The following is a 21,988-nucleotide window of genomic DNA, read 5'->3' on the forward strand; positions in this document are numbered from 1 at the left end:
TTCTTATTCGGCTGATTCCACTGCGGCGATCATCCGCACCACATCCATTGTTTCGGCTACATCATGGACGCGCAATATACGCGCACCTTTCGCCGAAGCCAGCGCCGCGAGCGCCAAACCACCATACAGCCGGTCTCCCACCGGACGATTCAACGCCTGACCAATCATGCTCTTTCGCGAAACCCCGACCAACAGGGGTCGCCCCAAGGCATGCAGGGCTTCCATATGTTTGAACAAACTCAGATTGTGCTGCAAGGTTTTGGCGAAGCCAAAGCCGGGGTCAAGAATGATCCGCTCAGCCGCAATTCCCACCAATGAACACTGATGCATGCGTTCGGCGAGAAACTCACCGACTTCCCTTGTAACGTCCTGATACTGCGGATTGTCCTGCATATCGCCTGGCTCTCCAAGCATATGCATCAGGCAAACCGGTAACCCGGTGGCCGCCGCAGCATCCAGGGCACCATCGCGACGCAACGAACGTACGTCATTGATCAGCCCGGCACCCAGGCGCGCAGTTTCACGCATGACCGCTGGCGTGGAGGTGTCGACCGAGATGATGACGTCCAGTTCGCGACTGATGCGCTCGACAATGGGCGCTACGCGCTCCAGCTCTTCCAGTGGCGACACCGCCCTGGCACCAGGACGGGTGGATTCGCCACCGACATCGATCAGCGTCGCGCCGGCCACAACCATGGCTTCGGCGTGGCGCATGGCCGCGTCGAGCTGGCTGTATTGACCACCATCGGAGAAAGAATCAGGAGTGACATTGAGAATGCCCATGACATGCGTCTGGGCCAAATCAAGAACCCGGTTGCCGCAAGGCAACCGGGTCGAGGACTGAACAGAAGTCATTTCAAACCTTATACGTCAGCAGCAGGACCGCCAATCGGTGTTTCCGGACGCTCATCCTGCACCACCGGAGGGGTGCCGGAAGTACCCGTGCCACCCGACCAATCGCGCGGCTCGCGAGGCGTACGACCCGCCATGATGTCGTCGATCTGCTCGGCATCGATTGTCTCGTACTTCATCAAGGCATCGGCCATCGCATCGAGCTTGTCACGGTTGTCCGTGAGAATCTGCTTCGCCGTGCCATAGCACTGATCGATGATGCTGCGCACTTCGGAGTCGATCAGCTTGGCCGTCTCACCGGAGAAGCTTGCATTCTGACCACCGCCGCCGCGACCGAGGAATACCTCACCCTCTTCTTCGGCATACATCAACGGACCGAGTTTTTCCGAAAGACCCCACTTGGTCACCATATTCCGCGCAATCTGGCTGGCGCGCATGATGTCGTTGGAGGCACCGGTGGTCACGCCATCGAAGCCCAGGGTCATTTCTTCAGCGATACGACCGCCGTACAGCGAGCAGATCTGGCTGATCAACGCACGCTTGGACAGGCTGTAACGATCTTCTTCCGGCAGGAACATGGTTACACCCAGCGCACGACCGCGCGGGATGATCGACACCTTGTACACCGGATCATGCTCAGGTACGACGCGACCAACAATGGCGTGGCCGGCTTCGTGATAAGCGGTGTTCTGCTTTTCTTTCTCGGACATGACCATGGATTTGCGCTCGGCGCCCATCATGATCTTGTCTTTGGCCAGTTCGAACTCTTTCATTTCGACGATGCGCTTGCCGGCACGAGCAGCGAACAACGATGCCTCGTTCACCAGATTGGCCAGGTCAGCACCGGAGAAGCCTGGAGTACCACGAGCGATCACGGCCGGAGCAACGTCGTCGCCCATTGGCACTTTGCGCATGTGAACCTTGAGAATCTGTTCGCGACCACGGATGTCCGGCAGCCCCACAACAACCTGACGGTCGAAACGGCCTGGACGCAGCAACGCAGGGTCCAGTACATCAGGACGGTTGGTTGCGGCGATCACGATGATGCCGTCATTCATTTCAAAGCCGTCCATCTCGACCAGCAACTGGTTGAGAGTCTGCTCGCGCTCGTCGTGACCACCACCCATGCCAGCACCACGATGGCGACCGACCGCATCGATTTCGTCGATGAAGATGATGCATGGAGCGTGCTTCTTGGCCTGTTCGAACATGTCGCGAACACGGCTGGCACCGACACCGACGAACATTTCGACGAAGTCGGAACCGGAAATGGTGAAGAACGGCACTTTGGCTTCGCCGGCAATCGCCTTGGCAATCAAGGTTTTACCGGTACCTGGAGGACCAACCATCAGCACGCCGCGAGGAATGCGGCCACCCAGGCGCTGGAACTTGCCCGGATCGCGCAGGAACTCGACCAACTCACCGACTTCTTCCTTGGCTTCGTCGCAACCGGCAACGTCAGCCAGGGTAGTTTTCACCTGATCCTCGGAGAGCAGGCGCGCCTTGCTTTTACCGAAGCTCATCGGCCCGCCCTTGCCACCGGCACCGCCCTGCATCTGCCGCATGAAGAACATGAACACAGCGATGATCACAAGGATCGGGAAGCTGGCGACCAGAAGTTGAGTCCAGATGCTTTGCTGTTCAGGCTGTTTGCCTTCAACCACGACGTGGTTATCCACCAGGTCACCGATCAGGCCGTTGTCCTGGATCGCCGGGCGAATGGTCTTGAAGCTGTCGCCATCGTTGCGCTTGCCGGTAATCACGTAGCCATCAACCGCCACGCGTTCGACCTTGCCATCCTTGACCTGCTGGATGAAGTCGGAATAGTTGAGGGTCTGCGGCTCGTTAGGGCTGGAGAAGTTGTTCATCACCGTCACCAGGACAGCCGCGATGATCAACCACAGGATCAGATTCTTTGCCATATCGTTCAATTAACTACCCTCTGAAGCAAGCTCCGCTACTGGCGCGCGCTTCGCATGATATTCACCGGCCTAACTTACTACATTACCTACAACTTGGCAGGCGCCGTCTGTAACCCTTTGTGAAACACTTCCTACACAATATTCGCTAATTCTGACAAGGCGTAATACAAAAATCCTATCACCCCGATCGGAAATTCACTCATTCCTCACTGCGTCCGCGGAAACCGCGGCCCAGCAGGTACTGCTCGCGAGAACGGTCGCGCGACGAGTTCGGCTTGCGCATCTGCACCTTCTCGAACTGCTGGCGAACGCTCTTGTGGAATTCGTCGAAGCCTTCGCCCTGGAAGATCTTGATCAAAAAATCACCACCGGGCTTGAGCACCCGCGTCGAAAGATCCAGTGCCAACTCGCACAGGAACATCGCTCGCGGCATGTCCACGGCCGGTAATCCACTCATATTGGGGGCCATGTCGGAAATCACAAGGTCTACTTCCTTATTTCCGACGGCATCGAGGATCTGAGCCAGCACGGCATCCTCGGTAAAGTCGCCCTGAATGAAGGTCACGTCCGGGATACTGTCCATTTCCAGAATGTCAGAAGCGATCAGTGTCCCCTGCCCACCAATCAGACGACTGGTCACCTGGGACCACCCACCGGGGGCCGCACCAAGGTCGATTACGCTCATGCCCGGGCGGATCAGACGGTCCTTTTCCTGGATCTCCAGCAGTTTGTAGCTGGCGCGGGAACGGTACCCGTCTTTTTGTGCCATTTTGACGAATGGGTCGTTGAAATGTTCTTTCAGCCAGTTAAGGCTTGTCTTGGAACGGGCCACGGGATACCTCGGAAATAAAACGGGTCGTGATTAACTGGGCGGTCCCGGACTCGCTCGGGTAAACTGGCCGCCGCTTTTTACAAGATCAGACGCAGGGGTCAGATTATGCCGCTCACTCAAGAGCAGAAGAAACAGTACAAATCCATTGGCCACCATCTGAAACCGGTTTTGATTGTGGCAGACAATGGTTTGACTGAAGGTGTGTTAGCCGAACTCGAACGCGCTTTGGCGGATCACGAGCTGATCAAAATCAAGCTCAACATCCTCGATCGCGAATCGCGCCTGGCGTCCATTGCAGAGCTCTGCAAGGTCGGCAAAGCGGATCTGGTTCAGGTCATCGGCAAGATGGCACTGATCTACCGCAAGAACTTCAGCGTCAACAAGCAGCTGTCGAACGTCCATCGCTTCAAGTGATGACAAGGGTCAAGGGTGTGCTTCGCGCACCCTGCCACTCCCTCCCGGCACCGGCTCCAACACCAGCACCAGTCCGGAAAAACCCAGAACAAGATAGCTGAACGCCTGCCAACGCACGGCATCCGGCCAGCCGAAACGCACCGCGAAGTACATCGCGCACGCATACAGCGCCATCAACAGCAGTTTCCCGCGAATATCCCGCCATAGACTGACAAGGCCCTCGGTCTTTATCAGCACCAAAGCCTGAAAAATCAAACACGCCGTGGCGAATCCCACTACCAACGTATTGAGCGTGCCTGCGATTTCGTCGATCAGCAGCGGCGCCAGGCCAATTCGCCCCAGCACCGGCAACAGACCAATTTGCAACAGCCACAAGCCGCCGACCCACAACACCTGGGTCAGCTGCCAAAGCATGGCGCCCGCACGAAACGGGCGCCGATCTTCAGATGTGGCGAACTTCGACAATCTCGTACTCGATAACGCCGCCAGGCGTTTTGACTGCAACCACATCACCCTCTTCCTTGGCAATCAAGGCGCGAGCCAGTGGCGAGCCGACCGAAATCTTGCCGAGTTTGAAGTCAGCCTCATCCTCACCCACGATGTGGTAAGTGACGCGCTCATCCGTCTCGACGTTGGCGATTTCAACGGTGGTGCCGAAAATCACTTTGCCGGTGTGCGGAATGCTCGTGACATCAATGATGACCTGATTCTGAATCCGGCCTTCGATATCACGGATCCGCGCCTCGACCATACCCTGCTGCTCGCGGGCAGCGTGGTATTCGGCGTTTTCCTTCAAGTCACCCAACTCGCGGGCCGTACCGATGTCCTGGCTGAGCTTCGGACGAACGACCTTGGTCAGGTGAGTGTGCTCTTCTTCCAGGGCGCGAGCGCCCTGAACGGTCATTGGGTACTTCGTTATGCTCATGCCTTCAATCCTGCGTGTAGATCCTGCAAGCGGCGCACGGTCTTTTCGGGACCGAACTTCAGCGCTTCACAGATGGCTTCGCCAGCAGCAATGGTGGTGGTGCAGTAAATCTTGTGCTGCAGGGCATTACGACGAATGGAGTACGAATCAGCGATCGACTGACGACCTTCGGTGGTGTTGATGATCAGCGTGACTTCGTCATTCTTGATCATGTCGACCACGTGCGGACGACCTTCGGTCACCTTGTTCACGCGGCGCACTTTCAGGCCTGCCGCTTCAATCAGCTTGGCAGTACCGGCGGTGGCGACCACTTCGAAGCCCAAGTTGATCAGATCACGGGCCACGCCCGCAACCAGTGGCTTGTCGTCGTCACGTACGCTGATGAACGCAGTACCACCGGTCGGCAGCACTTCGCTGGCACCCATCTGGGCCTTGGCGAACGCTTCACCGAAGGTGTCGCCCACGCCCATCACTTCACCGGTGGACTTCATCTCTGGGCCAAGGATCGGGTCAACGCCAGGGAATTTGGCGAACGGGAACACCGCCTCTTTCACGCTGTAGAAGTTCGGGATGATTTCCTTGGTGAAGCCGATTTCCTTCAAGGTCTTACCGGCCATGACGCGAGCCGCGATCATTGCCAGGGAAACACCGATGCACTTGGACACGAACGGCACAGTACGGGAAGCACGCGGATTGACTTCGATGACGTAGATGTCGTCGCCTTGCAGCGCCAACTGTACGTTCATCAGGCCGATCACGCCGAGTTCCAGGGCCATTTTCTTGACCTGTTCGCGCATCTCGTCCTGGATGTGCGCCGGCAGCGAGTACGGCGGCAGCGAGCATGCGGAGTCACCGGAGTGAACGCCAGCCTGCTCGATGTGCTGCATGATCGCGCCGATCACCACATCTTTACCGTCGCAGACCGCATCCACGTCCATTTCGATGGCGCAGTTGAGGAAGTGGTCCAGCAGCACCGGGCTGTCGTTGGACACTTGAACCGCTTCACGCAGGTAGCGCTTGAGTTCTTCTTCTTCGTAGACGATTTCCATCGCACGACCGCCCAGTACGTAGGACGGGCGCACCACCAGCGGGTAACCGATCTTGGCGGCGGCACGAATCGCTTCGTCTTCGCTGCGCACGGTGGCGTTTGGCGGCTGACGCAGGTTCAGGCGCTGGACCATCTGCTGGAAGCGCTCACGGTCTTCGGCGCGGTCGATTGCATCAGGGCTGGTGCCGATGATCGGCACGCCGGCGGCTTCCAGGGCACGCGCCAGTTTCAGCGGAGTCTGGCCGCCGTACTGGACGATCACGCCTTTCGGCTTCTCGACGCGGACGATTTCCAGCACGTCTTCCAGGGTCACTGGTTCGAAGTACAGGCGATCGGAAGTGTCGTAGTCAGTAGAAACGGTTTCCGGGTTGCAGTTGACCATGATGGTCTCGTAGCCGTCATCGCGCAGGGCCAGTGCCGCGTGTACGCAGCAGTAGTCGAACTCGATGCCTTGGCCGATGCGGTTAGGACCGCCACCCAGGATCATGATCTTGTCACGACCCGATGGCGCCGCTTCGCACTCTTCCTCGTACGTCGAGTACAGGTAAGCAGTATCGGTGGCGAACTCGGCAGCGCAGGTGTCGACGCGCTTGTAGACCGGGAAGATTTCCAGCTTGTGACGGTGAGCACGCAGGCTCTTCTCGGTCACACCCAGCAATTTGGCCAGGCGCATATCGGAGAAGCCTTTACGCTTGAGGCGGAACATCAGATCGCGGTCGATGCTGGTCAGACCCAGGGTCTTGACCTTCTCTTCTTCCTTGATCAGGTCTTCCATCTGCACCAGGAACCAAGGGTCGATCATGGTCATGCCGAAGATGTCTTCGACGGTCATGCCGGCGCGCATTGCGTCCGCCACGTACCAGATACGCTCGGCACCCGGCACGGTCAGCTCGCGCTTGAGTACGCTCATGCTTTCCGGGTTGGCCAGATCAACCTTCTCGTCCAGACCGCAAACGCCCACTTCCAGACCGCGCAGGGCTTTCTGCAGGGATTCCTGGAAGGTACGGCCGATGGCCATGACTTCACCCACCGACTTCATCTGAGTGGTCAGGCGCGCGTCAGCCTTGGGGAACTTCTCGAAAGCGAAACGTGGCAGCTTGGTGACAACGTAGTCGATGGACGGCTCGAAGGACGCCGGTGTCTTGCCGCCGGTGATGTCGTTCGACAGTTCGTCGAGGGTGTAGCCTACAGCCAGCTTGGCCGCGACCTTGGCGATCGGGAAGCCGGTGGCTTTCGAAGCCAGTGCCGAGGAACGGGATACACGCGGGTTCATCTCGATCACGACCATGCGGCCGGTGTTCGGGCAGATACCGAACTGAACGTTGGAACCGCCGGTTTCCACGCCGATCTCGCGCAGTACCGCCAGGGAGGCGTTACGCAGGATCTGGTATTCCTTGTCGGTCAGGGTCTGTGCCGGAGCCACGGTGATCGAGTCACCGGTGTGCACGCCCATCGGGTCGAAGTTTTCGATGGAGCAGACGATGATGCAGTTGTCCTTCTTATCGCGGACAACCTCCATCTCATACTCTTTCCAGCCGATCAGCGATTCGTCGATCAGCAGCTCTTTGGTTGGCGACAGGTCCAGACCACGGGCGCAGATTTCTTCGAACTCTTCACGGTTGTAAGCGATACCGCCACCGGTGCCGCCCATGGTGAAGGACGGACGGATGATGCACGGGAAGCCAAGCTTCTCGAGGACCGCATTGGCCTCTTCCATGCTGTGGGCGATACCGGAACGCGGGCACGCCAGGCCGATGGACTTCATCGCCTTGTCGAAACGCGAACGGTCTTCAGCCTTGTCGATGGTGTCGGCGTTGGCACCGATCATCTCTACGCCGAACTTCTCCAGAACGCCTTCGCGCTCCAGGTCCAGGGCGCAGTTCAGGGCGGTCTGGCCACCCATGGTCGGCAGCAGCGCGTCCGGACGCTCTTTCTCGATGATCTTGGCAACGGTCTGCCACTTGATCGGCTCGATGTAGGTGGCGTCGGCCATGGCCGGGTCGGTCATGATGGTGGCCGGGTTGGAGTTCACCAGGATGACGCGGTAACCCTCCTCGCGCAGGGCTTTACAGGCCTGGGCGCCGGAGTAGTCGAATTCACAGGCCTGGCCGATCACGATCGGGCCAGCGCCAAGAATCAGGATGCTTTTAATGTCTGTACGTTTTGGCATGGGTTTGTCACTCAAATCCGCAGGTCAGTCGGCAAGCCGTCTTGTTCAATCTCTGAAGCCTTGAGGGGGCCGCCGGTGTCGGGACCACCCTCAAGCTTCGCTACATCAGGGCCAGCGATCAGCGTCGCTTTGCCATCTCGGTGATGAAGCGATCGAACAATGGCGCTACGTCGTTCGGGCCAGGGCTGGCTTCCGGGTGACCCTGGAAGCTGAAGGCGCTCTTGTCGGTACGCTCGATACCTTGCAGGGTGCCGTCGAACAGCGATTTGTGAATCGCGCGGACGTTGGCTGGCAGGGTCGCTTCGTCTACCGCAAAACCGTGGTTCTGGCTGGTGATCATCACTACGCCGCTGTCCAGGTCCTGGACGGGGTGGTTGGCACCGTGGTGGCCGTGACCCATTTTCAGGGTCTTGGCGCCGGAGGCCAGGGCCAGCAGTTGGTGACCGAGGCAGATACCGAAGACCGGAATCTCGGTTTCCAGCACGTCCTTGATCGCCTGGATCGCGTAGTCGCAAGGCTCCGGATCACCAGGGCCGTTGGACAGGAACACGCCGTCCGGCTTCAGTGCCAGCACATCGGCAGCAGGCGTTTGTGCAGGCACGACGGTCACGCGGCAACCGCGCTCGACCAGCATGCGCAGGATGTTCACCTTGACGCCGTAGTCGTAGGCAACCACGTGGTACGGCAGCTCGGAGGCTTCGATGGTTGCGTGGCTGTCGGTTTTCAGATCCCAGACAGTCGAGCGCCACTCGTAGCTTTCCTTGGTGCTGACGACTTTCGCCAGGTCCATGCCCTTGAGGCCAGGGAAACCCTGGGCGGCGGCGATGGCGGCGGCTTCGGAAATGTTGTCGCCAGCCATGATGCAGCCGTTCTGCGCGCCTTTTTCACGCAGGATGCGTGTCAGGCGGCGGGTGTCGATACCGGCGATGGCCACAACGTTGTTGGCCTTCAGGTAGTCGGACAGGGACATCGTGTTACGCCAGTTGCTCGCCACCAGTGGCAGGTCACGGATGACCAGGCCGGCAGACCAGACGCGATTCGACTCGGCGTCTTCCGGCGTGGTGCCGGTGTTGCCGATGTGCGGGTAAGTCAGGGTAACGATTTGTTGGGCGTAGGAAGGATCGGTAAGGATTTCCTGATAGCCGGTCATTGCGGTGTTGAACACCACCTCACCAACGGTTTGACCGTCGGCTCCAATGGCTTCGCCGCGAAAAATGCTGCCATCAGCAAGGGCGAGTATGGCTGGCTTAGTCAAGAAGACCTCCCGTAAATAAAGCCTGAAAGGGCGATCGCAGGTTGTAAAAAAGCGGAGTGACGTATGGACACGTCACCCCGCTTCTTCACTGAATTATTCTGCGCGCTTTTAGTGGACACACTAAAGCTGTAGCTTACAGAAAAAGGCCTTTTTGGTCTACCGCAAATGAGCCTTAAAGGCTGGAGAATGCGACAGGACGTCGCTTGGCAGAACAAAACCGGGCTCAAACGCTGTGCGCGAGCCCGATTTCGGGTGCATCTTAACGCAGATCGAGCACGTCTTGCATGTCGTAAAGGCCAGGCTCGCGCCCGTCCAGCCACAATGCAGCACGCACCGCACCCTTGGCGAACGTCATGCGACTGGACGCCTTGTGAGTGATCTCGACACGCTCGCCGTCGGCGGCGAACAGCACAGTGTGATCACCGACGATGTCGCCGGCACGCACCGTGGCGAAACCGATGGTTTCACGATCACGAGCGCCGGTCTGACCTTCACGACCATACACCGCCACCTTTTTCAGATCGCGGCCCAACGCATCGGCAATCACCTCGCCCATGCGCACGGCAGTGCCGGACGGCGCATCGACTTTATGCCGATGGTGAGCTTCGGTGATTTCGATGTCGACATCGTCGCCCAATACGCGAGCTGCCGTGTCGAGCAACTTCAGGCACAGGTTGACCCCGACACTGAAGTTGGCCGCGAAGACAATCGGAATGTCCTTGCCCGCTTCCGCCAGCAACTGCTTTTCTTCAACGCTGAAACCGGTGGTACCGATGATCATGGCCTTGCCGTGCTTACGGCAGAAAGCCAGGTTCTTCAAGGTCACCGTCGGGTGAGTGAAGTCGATCAGCACGTCGAACTCGTCGACCACCCGATCCAGATCACCGGACAGAGGCACACCGATACGACCCAGTGCAGCCAGCTCACCGGCATCCGCACCGACCAACGTGCTGTCGGGACGATCCACCGCCGCCGTCAGACCGGCGCCCGGAGTTTGCTGCACGGCTTCAATCAGGGTCTTGCCCATGCGCCCGGCGGCGCCCATCACTGCAATACGTCGCATGCCTGTCTCCTTACAAATCGCCGAAGAAGCGCTTCACGCCTTCGAACCAACCGGTGGTTTTTGGCGAATGGCTGTTGTCATCCGCCAGCGAACTACGGAATTCCTCGAGCATTTCACGCTGGCGACGGCTCAGGTTGACCGGAGTCTCGACCGCCACGCGGCACATCAAGTCGCCAGCACCACCGCCACGCACAGGCGCAACGCCCTTGCCACGCACACGGAACTGCTTGCCGGTCTGAGTCCCCTCAGGGATCTTCAGCTTGACCCTGCCATCAAGGGTCGGAATCTCCAGCTCGCCACCCAGCGCCGCATCGACGAAGCTGATCGGCACTTCGCAGAACAGGTGTTTGCCATCGCGCTGGAAAATCGAGTGCTCGCGCACATTGATCACCACGTACAGGTCGCCCGTCGGGCCACCATGAGCGCCCGCCTCGCCTTCGCCGGACAGACGAATGCGGTCACCGGTATCGACACCGGCCGGCACTTTCACCGACAGGGTCTTGTACTCTTCGACACGACCTTCGCCGTGGCAGGAATCGCACGGATCGGAAATGATCTTGCCCTGGCCATGGCAGCGCGGGCAGGTCTGCTGCACCGAGAAGAAGCCTTGCTGCATGCGCACCTGACCGATACCGCCGCAAGTCGGGCAGGTCACCGGCGCAGAACCTTTCTTGGCGCCGGAGCCGTCGCAAGGCTTGCAGTTGACCAGCGTCGGAACACGGATATTCACGGTCGTACCGCGCACCGCCTCTTCGAGGTCCAGCTCCAGGGTGTAGCGCAAGTCACTGCCGCGCTGAGCGCCGCCACGGGAACCGCCGCGACCGCCACCGAAGAAGTCACTGAAGACATCGCCAAAGATGTCGGAGAAGTTCTGACCACCGAAACCGGCACCGCCGCCACCCATGCTCGGGTCGACACCGGCATGGCCATACTGGTCGTATGCCGCGCGCTTGCCGGAATCGGACAGCACTTCGTAGGCCTCGTTGGCCTCCTTGAACATCTCTTCCGACGCCTTGTCATCGGGATTACGGTCCGGGTGGTGCTTCATCGCCAGGCGACGGTAAGCCTTCTTCAGGTCCGCTTCGCTTGAGCCACGCTCAACACCCAACACTTCGTAATAGTCACGCTTTGCCATAAGTCTTTGCACTCTTGAGGACGTCCGACAAAACCCTCCTGAGTTTGCCGAACTCGTTGAGCCCCAATACAGGCCCGGACCCAACTCACGTCAATTCAACGATCCTGGTCTTTGTTTCAAATTGGCACTTACAGCTCGGAAAGCAGGAGCATTCCCGGCCATGCCAGCAGCACGCGAACGCTGTCGCATGCTGTAAAAATTCGCGTATTCCAGATACGCCAACGCGGGAGCAAGCTCCCGCGCGGCGACATCCTACCAGTCACCGCCTGAAGGCAGTCAACCGGCCGACCAACAACTTACTTGTGGTCTTTGACTTCTTCGAACTCGGCGTCGACAACGTCGTCAGCCTTTTCCGCCTTGTCGTCGTGCGGTGCCGCGCCTTCAGCAGGCTGAGCCTGTTCGGCGTACATCTTCTGCGCCACTGGAGCGGAGACTTTCGACAGCTCTTCAACCTTGGCGTCGATAGCAGCCTTGTCGTCGCCTTTGACGGCGGCTTCCAGGGCAACTACGGCAGCTTCGATTGCAGTCTTCTCTTCAGCGGTCACTTTATCGCCGGCATCGGTAACCATTTTGCGCGTCGAGTGAACCAGTGCATCACCCTGGTTGCGGGCAGCGGCCAGCTCTTCGAACTTGCGGTCTTCCTCGGCGTTCGCCTCGGCATCACGCACCATGCGCTCGATTTCTTCGTCGGACAGACCGGAGTTAGCCTTGATCACGATCGACTGAGTCTTGCCGGTAGCCTTGTCCTTCGCACCTACGTGCAGGATGCCGTTGGCGTCGATGTCGAAGGTCACTTCGATCTGCGGCACACCACGTGGAGCTGGTGGAATCTCGGCCAGGTCGAACTTGCCCAAGGACTTGTTCTGCGCCGCTTGCTTACGCTCACCTTGCAGCACGTGAATGGTCACGGCACCCTGGTTGTCGTCGGCAGTCGAGAACACTTGCGATTTCTTGGTAGGAATCGTGGTGTTTTTCTCGATCAGCGCGGTCATCACGCCACCCATGGTTTCGATACCCAGGGTCAGCGGGCTAACGTCCAACAGCAGAACGTCTTTCACGTCGCCAGCCAGTACGGCGCCCTGGATAGCAGCACCCATGGCAACAGCTTCGTCCGGGTTAACGTCTTTACGAGCTTCTTTACCGAAGAACTCGGTTACCAGCTTCTGCACCAGTGGCATACGGGTCTGACCGCCTACCAGGATCACGTCGTTGATCGCGCCAACGTCGATACCGGAGTCTTTCAGAGCGATGCGGCAAGGTTCGATGGTGCGCTGAACCAGGTCTTCCACCAGCGCTTCGAGCTTGGCGCGGGAGATCTTCACGTTCAAGTGCTTAGGACCGGTGGCGTCTGCAGTGATGTACGGCAGGTTCACGTCGGTCGACTGAGCGGAAGACAGCTCGATCTTGGCTTTTTCAGCGGCTTCTTTCAGGCGCTGCATGGCCAGCGGATCACCCTTGAGGTTCATGCCGCTTTCTTTCTTGAATTCGTCGACGAGGTAGTCGATCAGACGAATGTCAAAGTCTTCACCACCCAGGAACGTGTCACCGTTGGTGGCCAATACTTCGAACTGGTGCTCGCCATCGACTTCAGCGATCTCGATCACGGAAACGTCGAAAGTACCACCGCCCAAGTCGTAAACGATCACGGTGTGATCGCCCTTCGCCTTGTCCATACCGTAAGCCAGAGCAGCTGCGGTTGGTTCGTTGATGATACGTTTTACGTCCAGACCGGCGATGCGGCCGGCGTCCTTGGTGGCTTGACGCTGGCTGTCGTTGAAGTAGGCCGGAACGGTGATCACCGCTTCAGTCACAGTCTCGCCGAGGTAGTCTTCGGCGGTCTTCTTCATTTTCTTCAGGATTTCAGCCGAGATTTGTGGCGGTGCCATTTTCTGGCCGTTCACTTCAACCCAGGCGTCGCTGTTGTCAGCCTTGACGATCTTGTAAGGGACCATCTGAATGTCTTTCTGCACGACTTCTTCGTCGAAACGACGACCGATCAGACGCTTCACCGCATACAGGGTGTTATGCGGATTGGTCACAGCCTGACGCTTGGCCGATTGGCCAACCAGAATTTCGCCATCGTTGGCGTAAGCGATGATCGACGGCGTGGTACGCGCGCCTTCAGCGTTTTCAATAACTTTTGCCTTGCCGTTTTCCAGCACGGAGACGCAGGAGTTGGTAGTCCCCAGGTCGATACCGATAATTTTGCCCATGTTCACTCTCCCGAAACTTTGGATTTGGTTGCCGCAGCAGTGGTGGCTAACTGCGGTAGCACTTAAACGCTTGACTTATAAATGGGGGCCTTGCGGCGGATTTCAAGCCTGCTCGTCAATCGAAGGCGAAACCGGCGCAGGCGCCTTGCTGACTACGACCATCGCCGGGCGCAGCAGGCGACCATTGAGCTGATAGCCCTTCTGGAACACCTTCAGAACGCTGTTAGGCTCGACATCGGCGCTTTCCTGCATGGCCATTGCCTGATGCTGAACGGCATTGAACGGTTCGCCATGCGGATCGATCGCTTCAAGCTGATAACGCTTGAGGGTGTCGTGGAACATTTTCAGGGTCAGCTCGATACCTTCGCGCATCGGACGGATGCTTTCGTCATCCGGGCTGGACAATTCCAGGCCACGCTCCAGGCTGTCGACGATCGGCAGCAGGTCGCTGGCGAATTTTTCCAGCGCGAACTTGTGAGCCTTTTCCACATCCTGCTCGGCGCGACGGCGGACGTTCTGCAGATCGGCGGCTACACGCAAAGCCTGATCCTGAGCGCCTGCCAGTTGCTCTTCGAGCACTTGTACACGAGCCGCCAGGTCATCACCCGAAGCCTCGGGCGCCTGGTTGGCGTCTGGGTTTTGCGTATCCACTGTCTGTTCGTCAGCCATAGATTTCTCCTTTCAATTTCGTCCGCGAACTCAACTCGCGCTTCTGCCCAGCTATATGGGGCCGCAAAATCCGGCTTCAAGGGGCGCCGACGATTAACCCTACAAAAAATAACTGCTTTGTCATTCCCGGTCGCAATAAGGCTTTCGTCGGACCGAGCGAATCGAGCTAACGAGGGGCATTGTCAGCCAGAAACAAAACACTGTATAAATAACCAGACCTAACACCTGGGAGCGGCCCATATGCTGGTGCACCTGTCCGTACACAACTACGCCATCGTTGAACATCTCGATCTCGAACTCGATCGCGGGATGAGCGTGATCACCGGGGAAACCGGCGCGGGCAAGTCGATCATGCTCGACGCGCTGGGCCTGACCCTGGGTGATCGCGCCGACAGCGGCGTGGTCCGCCCCGGCGCCGACAAGGCCGACATCCTGGCCACCTTCGATCTGGTCGACATTCCGGAAGCAAGCGCCTGGCTGGCCGAACGCGACCTCGAAAACGACGGCCCGTGCATCCTGCGCCGGGTCATCACATCCGAAGGACGCTCGCGCGGCTACATCAACGGCACACCCTGCCCGCTTGGCGACCTCAAGGCGCTGGGCGAGCTGCTGATCGACATCCACAGCCAGCACGAACACCAATCCCTGCTCAAGACCGACACCCATCGCCGCCTGCTCGACGAGTACGCCGGGGCCACGGACCTTGCCCGCCAGGTGCAGCTTGCCGCACAGCGCTGGCGCCAGACTCGCCAGGAGCTGGAGCGACTCTCCAACTCCGGCGACGAACAACGCGCTCGCCATCAGCTGCTCAGCTATCAACTCGAAGAACTGGAAAACCTCGGCCTTGGCGACAACGAACTGGAGCAGCTAGAGCAGGAACACAAAAACCTGACCAACGCCGAAACCCTGCTGGGCATCTGCCGGCAAGTCGTCGAGCAATGCAGTGAAAGTGATTCCGGGAATGTACTGAACGCCCTCACCGCCAGCCTCAACCGCCTGTCCAGCGTGAACAGTTCGATTGGTGCGCTGGGAGAAGCCAGCAGCTTGTTGACCAGTGCACAGATCCAGGTTGAAGAGGCCGTGGGTGAACTGAACCGCTTCCTTGACAACTTCGACGCCGATCCGTCGCGCCTTCAATACCTCGAAGAACGCCTCGACGCGATCTACACCCTGGCGCGCAAACACCGCATCCAGCCGACCGAAGTTGCCGAGATGCAACAGAAACTGCTGGATGAAATCGAAACCCTCAACGCCAACGACGAATCCATCGAGCGGCTGAGCGGTGAGCTGTCTTCATACGCTCGCCATTATCAGGAAAAGGCTCGCGAACTGAGCGATCTGCGTCATCAAGCCTCGAGCAGCCTGGCCAGCGCCGTGGAACTGGAGATCCAGCGCCTGGGCATGCCTGGCGGGCGCTTCACCATCGAGTTGCGCCCAAACAGCAGTGATGAACTGCTGCCTAATGGACTTGAACAGGTTGAATTACTGGTCAGCGCCAACCCTGGCCAACCATTGAAAGCCTTGGCAAAAGTCGCATCCGGTGGCGAGCTGTCGCGGATCAGCCTGGCGATTCAGGTCATCACCGCGCAGACCTCCCGTGTACCAACCCTGGTGTTCGACGAAGTCGATGTCGGCATTGGCGGTCCAACCGCGGAAATCGTCGGCCAGTTGCTGCGCAGGCTCGGTGAGCGCGGGCAGGTACTGACCGTGACCCACTTGCCGCAAGTGGCGGCGCAAGGTCATCAACATCTATTTGTGCATAAAGTGCGCGGCGAAGATGCCACCCGCACGGCCGTTTCAAAATTGAGCAAAAACGACCGCGTCGAAGAAGTCGCACGGATGCTGGGCGGCATCGATCTCACCAAGGAATCCTTGGCGCATGCCAAAAAAATGGTGGTGGCCGCAAAAGCCTGACTAAAGGCAGAAAGCACGAAGGCGACCCTGGGGTCGCCTTCGTTCGTTTCGCGAACGTCAAGTTCGCGCGACATGCTTACTTTTTCTTGCGCACGTACAGCACCAGATTGTGATCAACCATCTCGAAGCCATACTTGTCGACGATTGCTTTCTGAAGCCGCTCGATTTCTTCGTCGAAGAATTCGATCACTTCGCTGGTTTCGACGTTGACCATATGGTCGTGATGCTTTCCGTCGTCCAGTTCGAAGACCGCATGGCCTCCGTCGAAGTTGTGCCGCACCACAAGGCCAGCTGCCTCGAACTGGGTCAGAACACGGTAAACCGTGGCCAGACCGACGTCCTCACCAGCCTCCATAAGGGCCTTGTAGACATCCTCGGCACTCATGTGGCGCTGCTCGGCGGAATCGAGCATTTGCAGAATTTTGACCCGTGGCAGGGTCACTTTGAGGCCGGCTTTGCGTAGTTCGCTATTTTCAACCATGGTCAGCTTTCTCGCGATGCTGCTTCGCAGCTTCTCTTAATGCGGGTATGATCGGCGTTTACGTTGTCCCAGCCAAGATAGTGGAAGTCGCCCACCGATGCAAAACACCAAGCTCTTGCTAACCAGTTTCACCTTTGTGGGACTGCTCGCACTCGCCGGTTGTTCATTCCCCGGGGTTTACAAAATCGACATCCAGCAGGGCAATGTCGTCACGCAGGACATGATAGACCAGTTGCGCCCGGGAATGACCCGTAAGCAAGTACGATTTATCATGGGCAACCCTCTGCTGACCGACACATTCCATGCCGATCGCTGGGATTATCTGTACAGCCTGCAACCCGGTGGCGGTGAACGCCAACAGGAACGCATCAGCGTTATCTTCAACCCAAATGACCAGCTTGTCAGCCTCTCTGGTGATTTCATGCCAGGCGTGAGCCGTGACGAAGCCATCCTTGGCAAGGACAGCGGCACGACAGTGGCTGCCCCGGCACAAAACGTCGAAAAACCAAAACCGGAAAAACCGGTCAAGCCAGGTTCGTTGCTGGATCAGATCCAGAAGGACGTCGACGGTGTAGAAACCGCTCCAGTCCCGACGCCTGAACCGCTGGACACCTCGCCGCAGTAATTGGCGAATGATGCCGCTTGCCTGGGCATTCAAGCTCCAGCAAGGCCGCTCTGAAAATCCGCCGCCAGACCTCTGGCGGCGGATTTTTTTATGTACCGGCAATAGTGATCGATCCGGATCGCTTGCCGGAATCACTATCGATGATTCCCGCTTATTTAATACACATCAGCATAAAGTCTTGGGAACCATCACCGGAAGGGCCCTTCATTCCTGCCAGTTGAGTGATCACACTCAAATTATCCTGCTTGGGTGTAGACCCAAGTCGCGCCCGCCCATAATAAATATCATCTTCGGAACGGCTGTTCGTAAGGGATACAGAGCAGAACCGTGGAGCCTGGATGAAGACATCCGGCTTGAAGTTAACCTTATAGTTCGCAAAATAATCAGGCTGGGAGAAGTACTCTACCGCAGAGATCCACTCGGGTGCCTGAGCCACCACCCTGCCTTGTGCGCTTATCGTGGCGGTTAACACATTGGAGGCTGCACTGGCCGGCATGACAGTGAAAGCCGCACCCATTGCTGCCAGCACACTTATATGCTTCAACGACTTGATCAAGTCCATTTCAGATTTATCCCTAAATGAGTTTATTTGCCCCTCACATAACGAGGGCAAGACTTGATTTAGGCTTAATCGGAACCACATTCAATCAAGATTGAAGCAAAGAGAAAATTCTCTTCAATACTCAAACCAATCCTACATTCCCCCGATAAAAAGCCTACAAAGCATATTTACACTCAGGGATTGAACCACCTGTGGGCGGAAATTTTAGTGCCTGGCGCGCAATTCAATCATTGATTCCGCGCCTTGGCCTCGGCCGCTTTTGCTGCACGCAGGCGACGGACCTCTTTCGGATCCGCCAGCAGCGGCCGGTAGATTTCGATTCGGTCCCCCGCCTGAATCGTTCGAGTGTCCGGGTCGGTGATCACCTTGCCAAAGATACCCACCGGGCAGGCGGCAAGATCCAGCTCAGGAAACTCTGCCCCTACACCAGACTTGAGCACGGCCGCCCGAACCGTAGTGCCGACCGGCACCGCGAGTGAAAGTAGCACCTGCCTGTCCACAGCGGCGTACACCACTTCGATATCGATCACGGCTTCAACCATGAATCTGCTTGGCGCGCTGACAGAACGCATCCACCAGCGTATTGGCGGCCTGATTGAACAATGGCCCCAATGTGGCGCGAACCAGTGGCCCGGCATAATCGAACGAAAGATCAAGACTGATCTTGCAGGCCTTCTCGCCCAGCGGCTTGAACACCCACACACCATGCAATTGATTGAACGGGCCTTCTTCAAGATTCATTTCGATCGATTGACCGGGAACCAGAGCGTTGCGCGTCACGAAGTGCTGACTGAGGCCGCCCTTCGCCACGCCAACGCTCGCCCTCATATGCTCAGGCGAGCTTTCCAGGACTTCGGCCGACGAACACCACGGCAGAAACTCCGGATAGCGCGCCACGTCGTTGACCAGGTCATACAGCGCTTGTGCCGGGTACGGCAGCAAGGCCGAACGTGAAATATGTGTCGTCATGTCAGCGTCACTTCCACAGCTGGGCGGCAAACACTACGAGAATGCCGATGGGCGCCACATAGCGCATCAAGAACAAGGACAGGCCAAACAGCGCAGGGTTGCGGATCGACAACTCGTCGCGCACCGCTTCACGCCCCATGATCCAGCCCGCAAACACCACGAAACACAAACCGCCAAGCGGCAACATGAGTCGCGAGGTGAAGAAATCGATCACGCCAAAGAAGTCGAGACCACCGGCGGCTCCCCATTGGTAGAGGTGGAACATCCCGCCTTCGTTCACGAAGAACTTGGCCTCCTTCCAGATATTGAAGGAGAACACAGTGCCCAGACCGACAAACCAGCAGCTGAAAGCCAGCCAGAAAGTAACCCATGCACGACTCACCTTAGTGCGCTCGACCAGGTAGGCCACCATCGGTTCGAGCAGGGAAATCGCCGAACTCCAGGCAGCGACCGCCACCAGCACGAAGAACACCACCCCCATCAATTGCCCGAACGCCACGTTACCGAAGGCAAACGGCAGGCTGACGAACATCAGCCCCGGCCCTTCGCTCGGATTCAGGCCCGCCGCGAAAACAATCGGAAACAATGCCAGTCCGGCAACCAGGGAAACGAAGGTATCGAGCAGCGCCACGCCGACGACCGTCCCTGAGATCGACGAGTTCTTCGGCATGTAGGCGCCATAGATCATGATCGAGCCGACGCCCACGCTCAGGGAAAAGAACGCATGCCCCATCGCGGGCAACAAGCCGTCCAGAACCTTTTCCGGGTGGAAGTCGAACATGAAATGCACGCCCTCCATGAAATGACCGGTGGTCATGCTGTAGCCCAGCAGCACCAGGATCATCACGAACAACAACGGCATCATGATGCGCAAACTGCGCTCAAGCCCGGCAACCACGCCCTTGGCGATCACCACCGCGGACAACAGCATGAAAATCGTGTGCCAAAGTGTCAGGCGCCAGGGATCGGCGATCACATTGCCGAAGTAAGCCCCCACCTGATCAGGCGTCGCGCCCTGAAAATCGCCACGCCCCATGTCGATGATGTAATCCAGCGACCAGCCGCCAACCACACTGTAGAAAGACAGGATCAGCAATGCCGTGATCATCCCGGCAAATGCGCCCCAGGACCATTTCGTCGAGTGCCCCGCCTCGACCGCCAGCGTCTTCAAGGCATTGGCCGGGCTCTGCCGGGCACGCCGGCCGATCAGGGTTTCGGCCAGCATGACCGGTACGCCAATCAGCGCGATGCAGGCCAGAAACATCAGCACGAAGGCGCCGCCGCCATAGACGCCGACCATGTACGGGAATTTCCAGATACTACCCAGCCCCACGGCCGAACCGGTCGCGGCGAGTATGAAGACCCAGCGGCTAGCCCAACTGCCGTGGACAGAAACCTTGTCTGTCGACATCGTTATCACGCCCAAGCGTTCAAAAAAGAGGCCGCATTGTCCGGGATTCAATCAACCTGCTCAAGCACGTAGCAACACCGTAGCCGACTCGCGTGCAACTCCCTATAATGCCGCCCCTATGGCTAAACAGAAGAAACACCCAACAGGGACCATCGCGCAAAATAAAAAGGCGCGACACGATTACTTCATCGAACATCGGTTCGAGGCTGGTCTGGTCCTGGCCGGCTGGGAAGTAAAAAGTCTGCGGGCAAGCAAGCTGCAGCTGGTTGACAGCTACGTACTGCTCAAGGATGGCGAAGCCTGGCTGCTCGGCAGCCACATTACGCCCCTGACGACCGCCAGTACCCACGTCATCGCTGACCCGGTGCGCACCCGTAAATTGCTGCTCAATCGGCGCGAGCTGGAAAAGCTGGCCGCTGCCGTGCAGCAAAAGGGTTACGCCTGCGTGTGCCTGTCCTGGTACTGGAGCAAGCACATGGTCAAGTGCGAGATCGCGCTGGGCAAGGGCAAGAAGGAATACGACAAGCGCGATACCGAGCGCGAACGCGACGCCGGTCGCGAGTTGCAGCGTGCGGTGCGCAACAAGGGCAAGGAAGATTAATTCTTCTGCCTGCGAATTGCGGCGCGAATAAAAAGATCGCAGCCTCCGGCAGCTCCTACAGGGAATGCGTTCCAAAGTAGGAGCTGCCGAAGGCTGCGATCTTTGCGTTAAACGGTCACATCCCCTTGCGCCGCTCCGCCCGGGCCATGCGCTGCACTTCCTGACGCACTTCTTCCAGCACCTCCTGTACATACAGAATGTGTCGACTGGAAACTTCACGCGCCTGCTCCGCCCGCCCTTCGATGATCGCCTGATACAACTCCCGATGCTGCGCGATCAACATGTCGCGGGTTTCGGTGCGCTGCTTGTACATGCCACCGATGTTGGTCACCACGTTGCGCTTGAGCAGGTCGAACAGCCCGCGAATGGTGTGCAGCAACACGGCATTGTGGCTGGCCTCGGCGATCGCCAGGTGAAAACTTGCGTCTGCAGCCCCCTCTTCGGCACGACTCACTTCTTCGTGACGGGAATAGCAGTCCTGCAGTTCGTTGAACGCAGCGGTCAGCCGTTCGCGATCCACCTCCGTGGCACGCAGCGCCGCGTAGTAGGCGCAAGACGCTTCCAGCGTATGGCGAAACTCCAGCAGATCGCGTTGCGCCTCAGGATTGCTTTCCAGCAGATGCAACAAGGGATCACTGAAGGTGCTACCCAGTGATTCCACCACATAGTTGCCGCCACCCTGGCGACTGACCAGCAGGCCCTTGGCGGTCAGCTTCTGAATGGCTTCGCGCAACGAAGGGCGTGACACGCCAAATTGCTCGGCCAGCGCGCGCTCGGCCGGCAAGCGCTCACCCGCTTTCAGCGTGCCCTCGAGGATCATGCCCTCAAGCTGCTCGACAATATCGTCAGACAAACGGCGCTGACGAATCTGATCAAACCCCATAACTCGATTACTCCACGATCCGACGGCTCGCCGGGGCTCTATTC

21 protein-coding genes are annotated in these 21,988 nt (G+C 58.3%); 4 read left to right on the forward strand and 17 right to left on the reverse strand.

Annotation, left to right across the window (positions count from 1 at the left end):
* Window positions 1–3 precede the first annotated feature (3 nt).
* The 3 genes from folP to rlmE form a co-directional block, all read right to left on the reverse strand.
* Window positions 4–855 (reverse strand): dihydropteroate synthase, encoded by an 852-nt coding sequence (gene folP, locus AC1DKH_RS09560; protein WP_477759858.1) that lies wholly within the window; start codon window positions 853–855, stop codon window positions 4–6.
* Between the two features lie 8 nt (window positions 856–863).
* Entirely contained in the window at window positions 864–2,774 is a 1,911-nt protein-coding gene (gene ftsH / locus AC1DKH_RS09565; RefSeq protein ID WP_057398827.1) for an ATP-dependent zinc metalloprotease FtsH, read from the reverse strand.
* A 199-nt stretch (window positions 2,775–2,973) separates the two neighbouring features.
* On the reverse strand, window positions 2,974–3,606 hold the full coding sequence (rlmE, locus tag AC1DKH_RS09570) for a 23S rRNA (uridine(2552)-2'-O)-methyltransferase RlmE (protein WP_477798037.1): 633 nt from the start codon (window positions 3,604–3,606) through the stop codon (window positions 2,974–2,976).
* 105 nt (window positions 3,607–3,711) lie between these two features.
* Here rlmE and AC1DKH_RS09575 point away from each other — a divergent pair, with 105 nt between their 5' ends.
* Window positions 3,712–4,020 carry a YhbY family RNA-binding protein gene (locus tag AC1DKH_RS09575; protein ID WP_007942889.1) on the forward strand — a complete coding sequence of 103 codons (309 nt, stop codon included), beginning with the start codon at window positions 3,712–3,714 and terminating at the stop codon, window positions 4,018–4,020.
* Between the two features lie 9 nt (window positions 4,021–4,029).
* Here the strand turns inward: AC1DKH_RS09575 and AC1DKH_RS09580 are convergent, their stop codons facing one another.
* The 8 genes from AC1DKH_RS09580 to grpE all read right to left on the reverse strand — a co-directional run bounded on the left by AC1DKH_RS09580 (window position 4,030) and on the right by grpE (window position 14,498).
* On the reverse strand, window positions 4,030–4,434 hold the full coding sequence (locus AC1DKH_RS09580) for an MFS transporter (RefSeq protein ID WP_477752822.1): 405 nt from the start codon (window positions 4,432–4,434) through the stop codon (window positions 4,030–4,032).
* Window positions 4,435–4,462: 28 nt separating this feature from the next.
* Window positions 4,463–4,939: a transcription elongation factor GreA gene (greA, locus tag AC1DKH_RS09585; RefSeq protein ID WP_108218328.1), complete on the reverse strand. Its 477-nt coding sequence runs from the start codon at window positions 4,937–4,939 to the stop codon at window positions 4,463–4,465.
* 2 nt (window positions 4,940–4,941) lie between these two features.
* Window positions 4,942–8,163 (reverse strand): carbamoyl-phosphate synthase large subunit, encoded by a 3,222-nt coding sequence (gene carB / locus AC1DKH_RS09590; RefSeq protein WP_477752815.1) that lies wholly within the window; start codon window positions 8,161–8,163, stop codon window positions 4,942–4,944.
* Between the two features lie 118 nt (window positions 8,164–8,281).
* Window positions 8,282–9,418: a glutamine-hydrolyzing carbamoyl-phosphate synthase small subunit gene (carA, locus tag AC1DKH_RS09595; protein WP_046038697.1), complete on the reverse strand. Its 1,137-nt coding sequence runs from the start codon at window positions 9,416–9,418 to the stop codon at window positions 8,282–8,284.
* A gap of 259 nt (window positions 9,419–9,677) precedes the next feature.
* Window positions 9,678–10,481 (reverse strand): 4-hydroxy-tetrahydrodipicolinate reductase, encoded by an 804-nt coding sequence (gene dapB / locus AC1DKH_RS09600; protein WP_057716481.1) that lies wholly within the window; start codon window positions 10,479–10,481, stop codon window positions 9,678–9,680.
* A gap of 10 nt (window positions 10,482–10,491) precedes the next feature.
* Entirely contained in the window at window positions 10,492–11,616 is a 1,125-nt protein-coding gene (gene dnaJ / locus AC1DKH_RS09605; RefSeq protein WP_477752816.1) for a molecular chaperone DnaJ, read from the reverse strand.
* Window positions 11,617–11,912: 296 nt separating this feature from the next.
* Window positions 11,913–13,829: a molecular chaperone DnaK gene (gene dnaK / locus AC1DKH_RS09610; RefSeq protein ID WP_477752817.1), complete on the reverse strand. Its 1,917-nt coding sequence runs from the start codon at window positions 13,827–13,829 to the stop codon at window positions 11,913–11,915.
* Window positions 13,830–13,931: 102 nt separating this feature from the next.
* The gene (grpE, locus tag AC1DKH_RS09615) at window positions 13,932–14,498 is read right to left on the reverse strand and encodes a nucleotide exchange factor GrpE (protein ID WP_347910512.1); all 567 of its coding nucleotides are present in this window, start codon (window positions 14,496–14,498) and stop codon (window positions 13,932–13,934) included.
* A 240-nt stretch (window positions 14,499–14,738) separates the two neighbouring features.
* Here grpE and recN point away from each other — a divergent pair, with 240 nt between their 5' ends.
* Entirely contained in the window at window positions 14,739–16,412 is a 1,674-nt protein-coding gene (gene recN, locus AC1DKH_RS09620) for a DNA repair protein RecN (RefSeq protein ID WP_477798038.1), read from the forward strand.
* Between the two features lie 76 nt (window positions 16,413–16,488).
* On the opposite strand, the gene fur is transcribed toward recN, so the two are convergent.
* Entirely contained in the window at window positions 16,489–16,893 is a 405-nt protein-coding gene (gene fur, locus AC1DKH_RS09625) for a ferric iron uptake transcriptional regulator (RefSeq protein WP_003197684.1), read from the reverse strand.
* A gap of 97 nt (window positions 16,894–16,990) precedes the next feature.
* Between fur and AC1DKH_RS09630 the strand changes: the two genes are divergently transcribed.
* The gene (locus AC1DKH_RS09630; protein ID WP_477798039.1) at window positions 16,991–17,518 is read left to right on the forward strand and encodes an outer membrane protein assembly factor BamE; all 528 of its coding nucleotides are present in this window, start codon (window positions 16,991–16,993) and stop codon (window positions 17,516–17,518) included.
* Window positions 17,519–17,669: 151 nt separating this feature from the next.
* On the opposite strand, the gene AC1DKH_RS09635 is transcribed toward AC1DKH_RS09630, so the two are convergent.
* From AC1DKH_RS09635 to AC1DKH_RS09650, 4 genes are all read right to left on the reverse strand, one after another.
* Window positions 17,670–18,080, reverse strand: a complete 411-nt coding sequence (locus AC1DKH_RS09635) for a hypothetical protein (protein WP_477798040.1) — start codon at window positions 18,078–18,080, stop codon at window positions 17,670–17,672.
* A gap of 227 nt (window positions 18,081–18,307) precedes the next feature.
* Window positions 18,308–18,622 carry an RnfH family protein gene (locus AC1DKH_RS09640; protein ID WP_108218129.1) on the reverse strand — a complete coding sequence of 105 codons (315 nt, stop codon included), beginning with the start codon at window positions 18,620–18,622 and terminating at the stop codon, window positions 18,308–18,310.
* The gene (locus tag AC1DKH_RS09645) at window positions 18,615–19,049 is read right to left on the reverse strand and encodes a type II toxin-antitoxin system RatA family toxin (RefSeq protein WP_108218128.1); all 435 of its coding nucleotides are present in this window, start codon (window positions 19,047–19,049) and stop codon (window positions 18,615–18,617) included. Before AC1DKH_RS09645 ends, AC1DKH_RS09640 begins: the two co-directional genes overlap by 8 nt.
* Before the next feature lie 7 nt (window positions 19,050–19,056).
* Entirely contained in the window at window positions 19,057–20,460 is a 1,404-nt protein-coding gene (locus tag AC1DKH_RS09650; RefSeq protein WP_477760715.1) for a sodium-dependent transporter, read from the reverse strand.
* 118 nt (window positions 20,461–20,578) lie between these two features.
* Here AC1DKH_RS09650 and smpB point away from each other — a divergent pair, with 118 nt between their 5' ends.
* Window positions 20,579–21,061: an SsrA-binding protein SmpB gene (smpB, locus tag AC1DKH_RS09655; protein WP_008057382.1), complete on the forward strand. Its 483-nt coding sequence runs from the start codon at window positions 20,579–20,581 to the stop codon at window positions 21,059–21,061.
* 115 nt (window positions 21,062–21,176) lie between these two features.
* Here smpB and AC1DKH_RS09660 read toward each other — a convergent pair whose 3' ends face one another.
* Window positions 21,177–21,944 (reverse strand): GntR family transcriptional regulator, encoded by a 768-nt coding sequence (locus tag AC1DKH_RS09660; protein WP_477760714.1) that lies wholly within the window; start codon window positions 21,942–21,944, stop codon window positions 21,177–21,179.
* Window positions 21,945–21,988: the final 44 nt, after the last annotated feature.

This window comes from Pseudomonas sp. 05L36 (genome assembly GCF_056398125.1).

Coding starts and splice junctions, on each gene's coding strand:
- folP (WP_477759858.1), bottom strand. CDS start 855: ATGACTTCTGTTCAGTCCTCGACCCGGTTGCCTTGCGGCAACCGGGTT.
- ftsH (WP_057398827.1), bottom strand. CDS start 2,774: ATGGCAAAGAATCTGATCCTGTGGTTGATCATCGCGGCTGTCCTGGTG.
- AC1DKH_RS09575 (WP_007942889.1), top strand. CDS start 3,712: ATGCCGCTCACTCAAGAGCAGAAGAAACAGTACAAATCCATTGGCCAC.
- AC1DKH_RS09580 (WP_477752822.1), bottom strand. CDS start 4,434: ATGCTTTGGCAGCTGACCCAGGTGTTGTGGGTCGGCGGCTTGTGGCTG.
- carB (WP_477752815.1), bottom strand. CDS start 8,163: ATGCCAAAACGTACAGACATTAAAAGCATCCTGATTCTTGGCGCTGGC.
- dapB (WP_057716481.1), bottom strand. CDS start 10,481: ATGCGACGTATTGCAGTGATGGGCGCCGCCGGGCGCATGGGCAAGACC.
- dnaJ (WP_477752816.1), bottom strand. CDS start 11,616: ATGGCAAAGCGTGACTATTACGAAGTGTTGGGTGTTGAGCGTGGCTCA.
- dnaK (WP_477752817.1), bottom strand. CDS start 13,829: ATGGGCAAAATTATCGGTATCGACCTGGGGACTACCAACTCCTGCGTC.
- grpE (WP_347910512.1), bottom strand. CDS start 14,498: ATGGCTGACGAACAGACAGTGGATACGCAAAACCCAGACGCCAACCAG.
- recN (WP_477798038.1), top strand. CDS start 14,739: ATGCTGGTGCACCTGTCCGTACACAACTACGCCATCGTTGAACATCTC.
- fur (WP_003197684.1), bottom strand. CDS start 16,893: ATGGTTGAAAATAGCGAACTACGCAAAGCCGGCCTCAAAGTGACCCTG.
- AC1DKH_RS09630 (WP_477798039.1), top strand. CDS start 16,991: ATGCAAAACACCAAGCTCTTGCTAACCAGTTTCACCTTTGTGGGACTG.
- AC1DKH_RS09635 (WP_477798040.1), bottom strand. CDS start 18,080: ATGGACTTGATCAAGTCGTTGAAGCATATAAGTGTGCTGGCAGCAATG.
- AC1DKH_RS09640 (WP_108218129.1), bottom strand. CDS start 18,622: ATGGTTGAAGCCGTGATCGATATCGAAGTGGTGTACGCCGCTGTGGAC.
- AC1DKH_RS09645 (WP_108218128.1), bottom strand. CDS start 19,049: ATGACGACACATATTTCACGTTCGGCCTTGCTGCCGTACCCGGCACAA.
- AC1DKH_RS09650 (WP_477760715.1), bottom strand. CDS start 20,460: ATGTCGACAGACAAGGTTTCTGTCCACGGCAGTTGGGCTAGCCGCTGG.
- smpB (WP_008057382.1), top strand. CDS start 20,579: ATGGCTAAACAGAAGAAACACCCAACAGGGACCATCGCGCAAAATAAA.
- AC1DKH_RS09660 (WP_477760714.1), bottom strand. CDS start 21,944: ATGGGGTTTGATCAGATTCGTCAGCGCCGTTTGTCTGACGATATTGTC.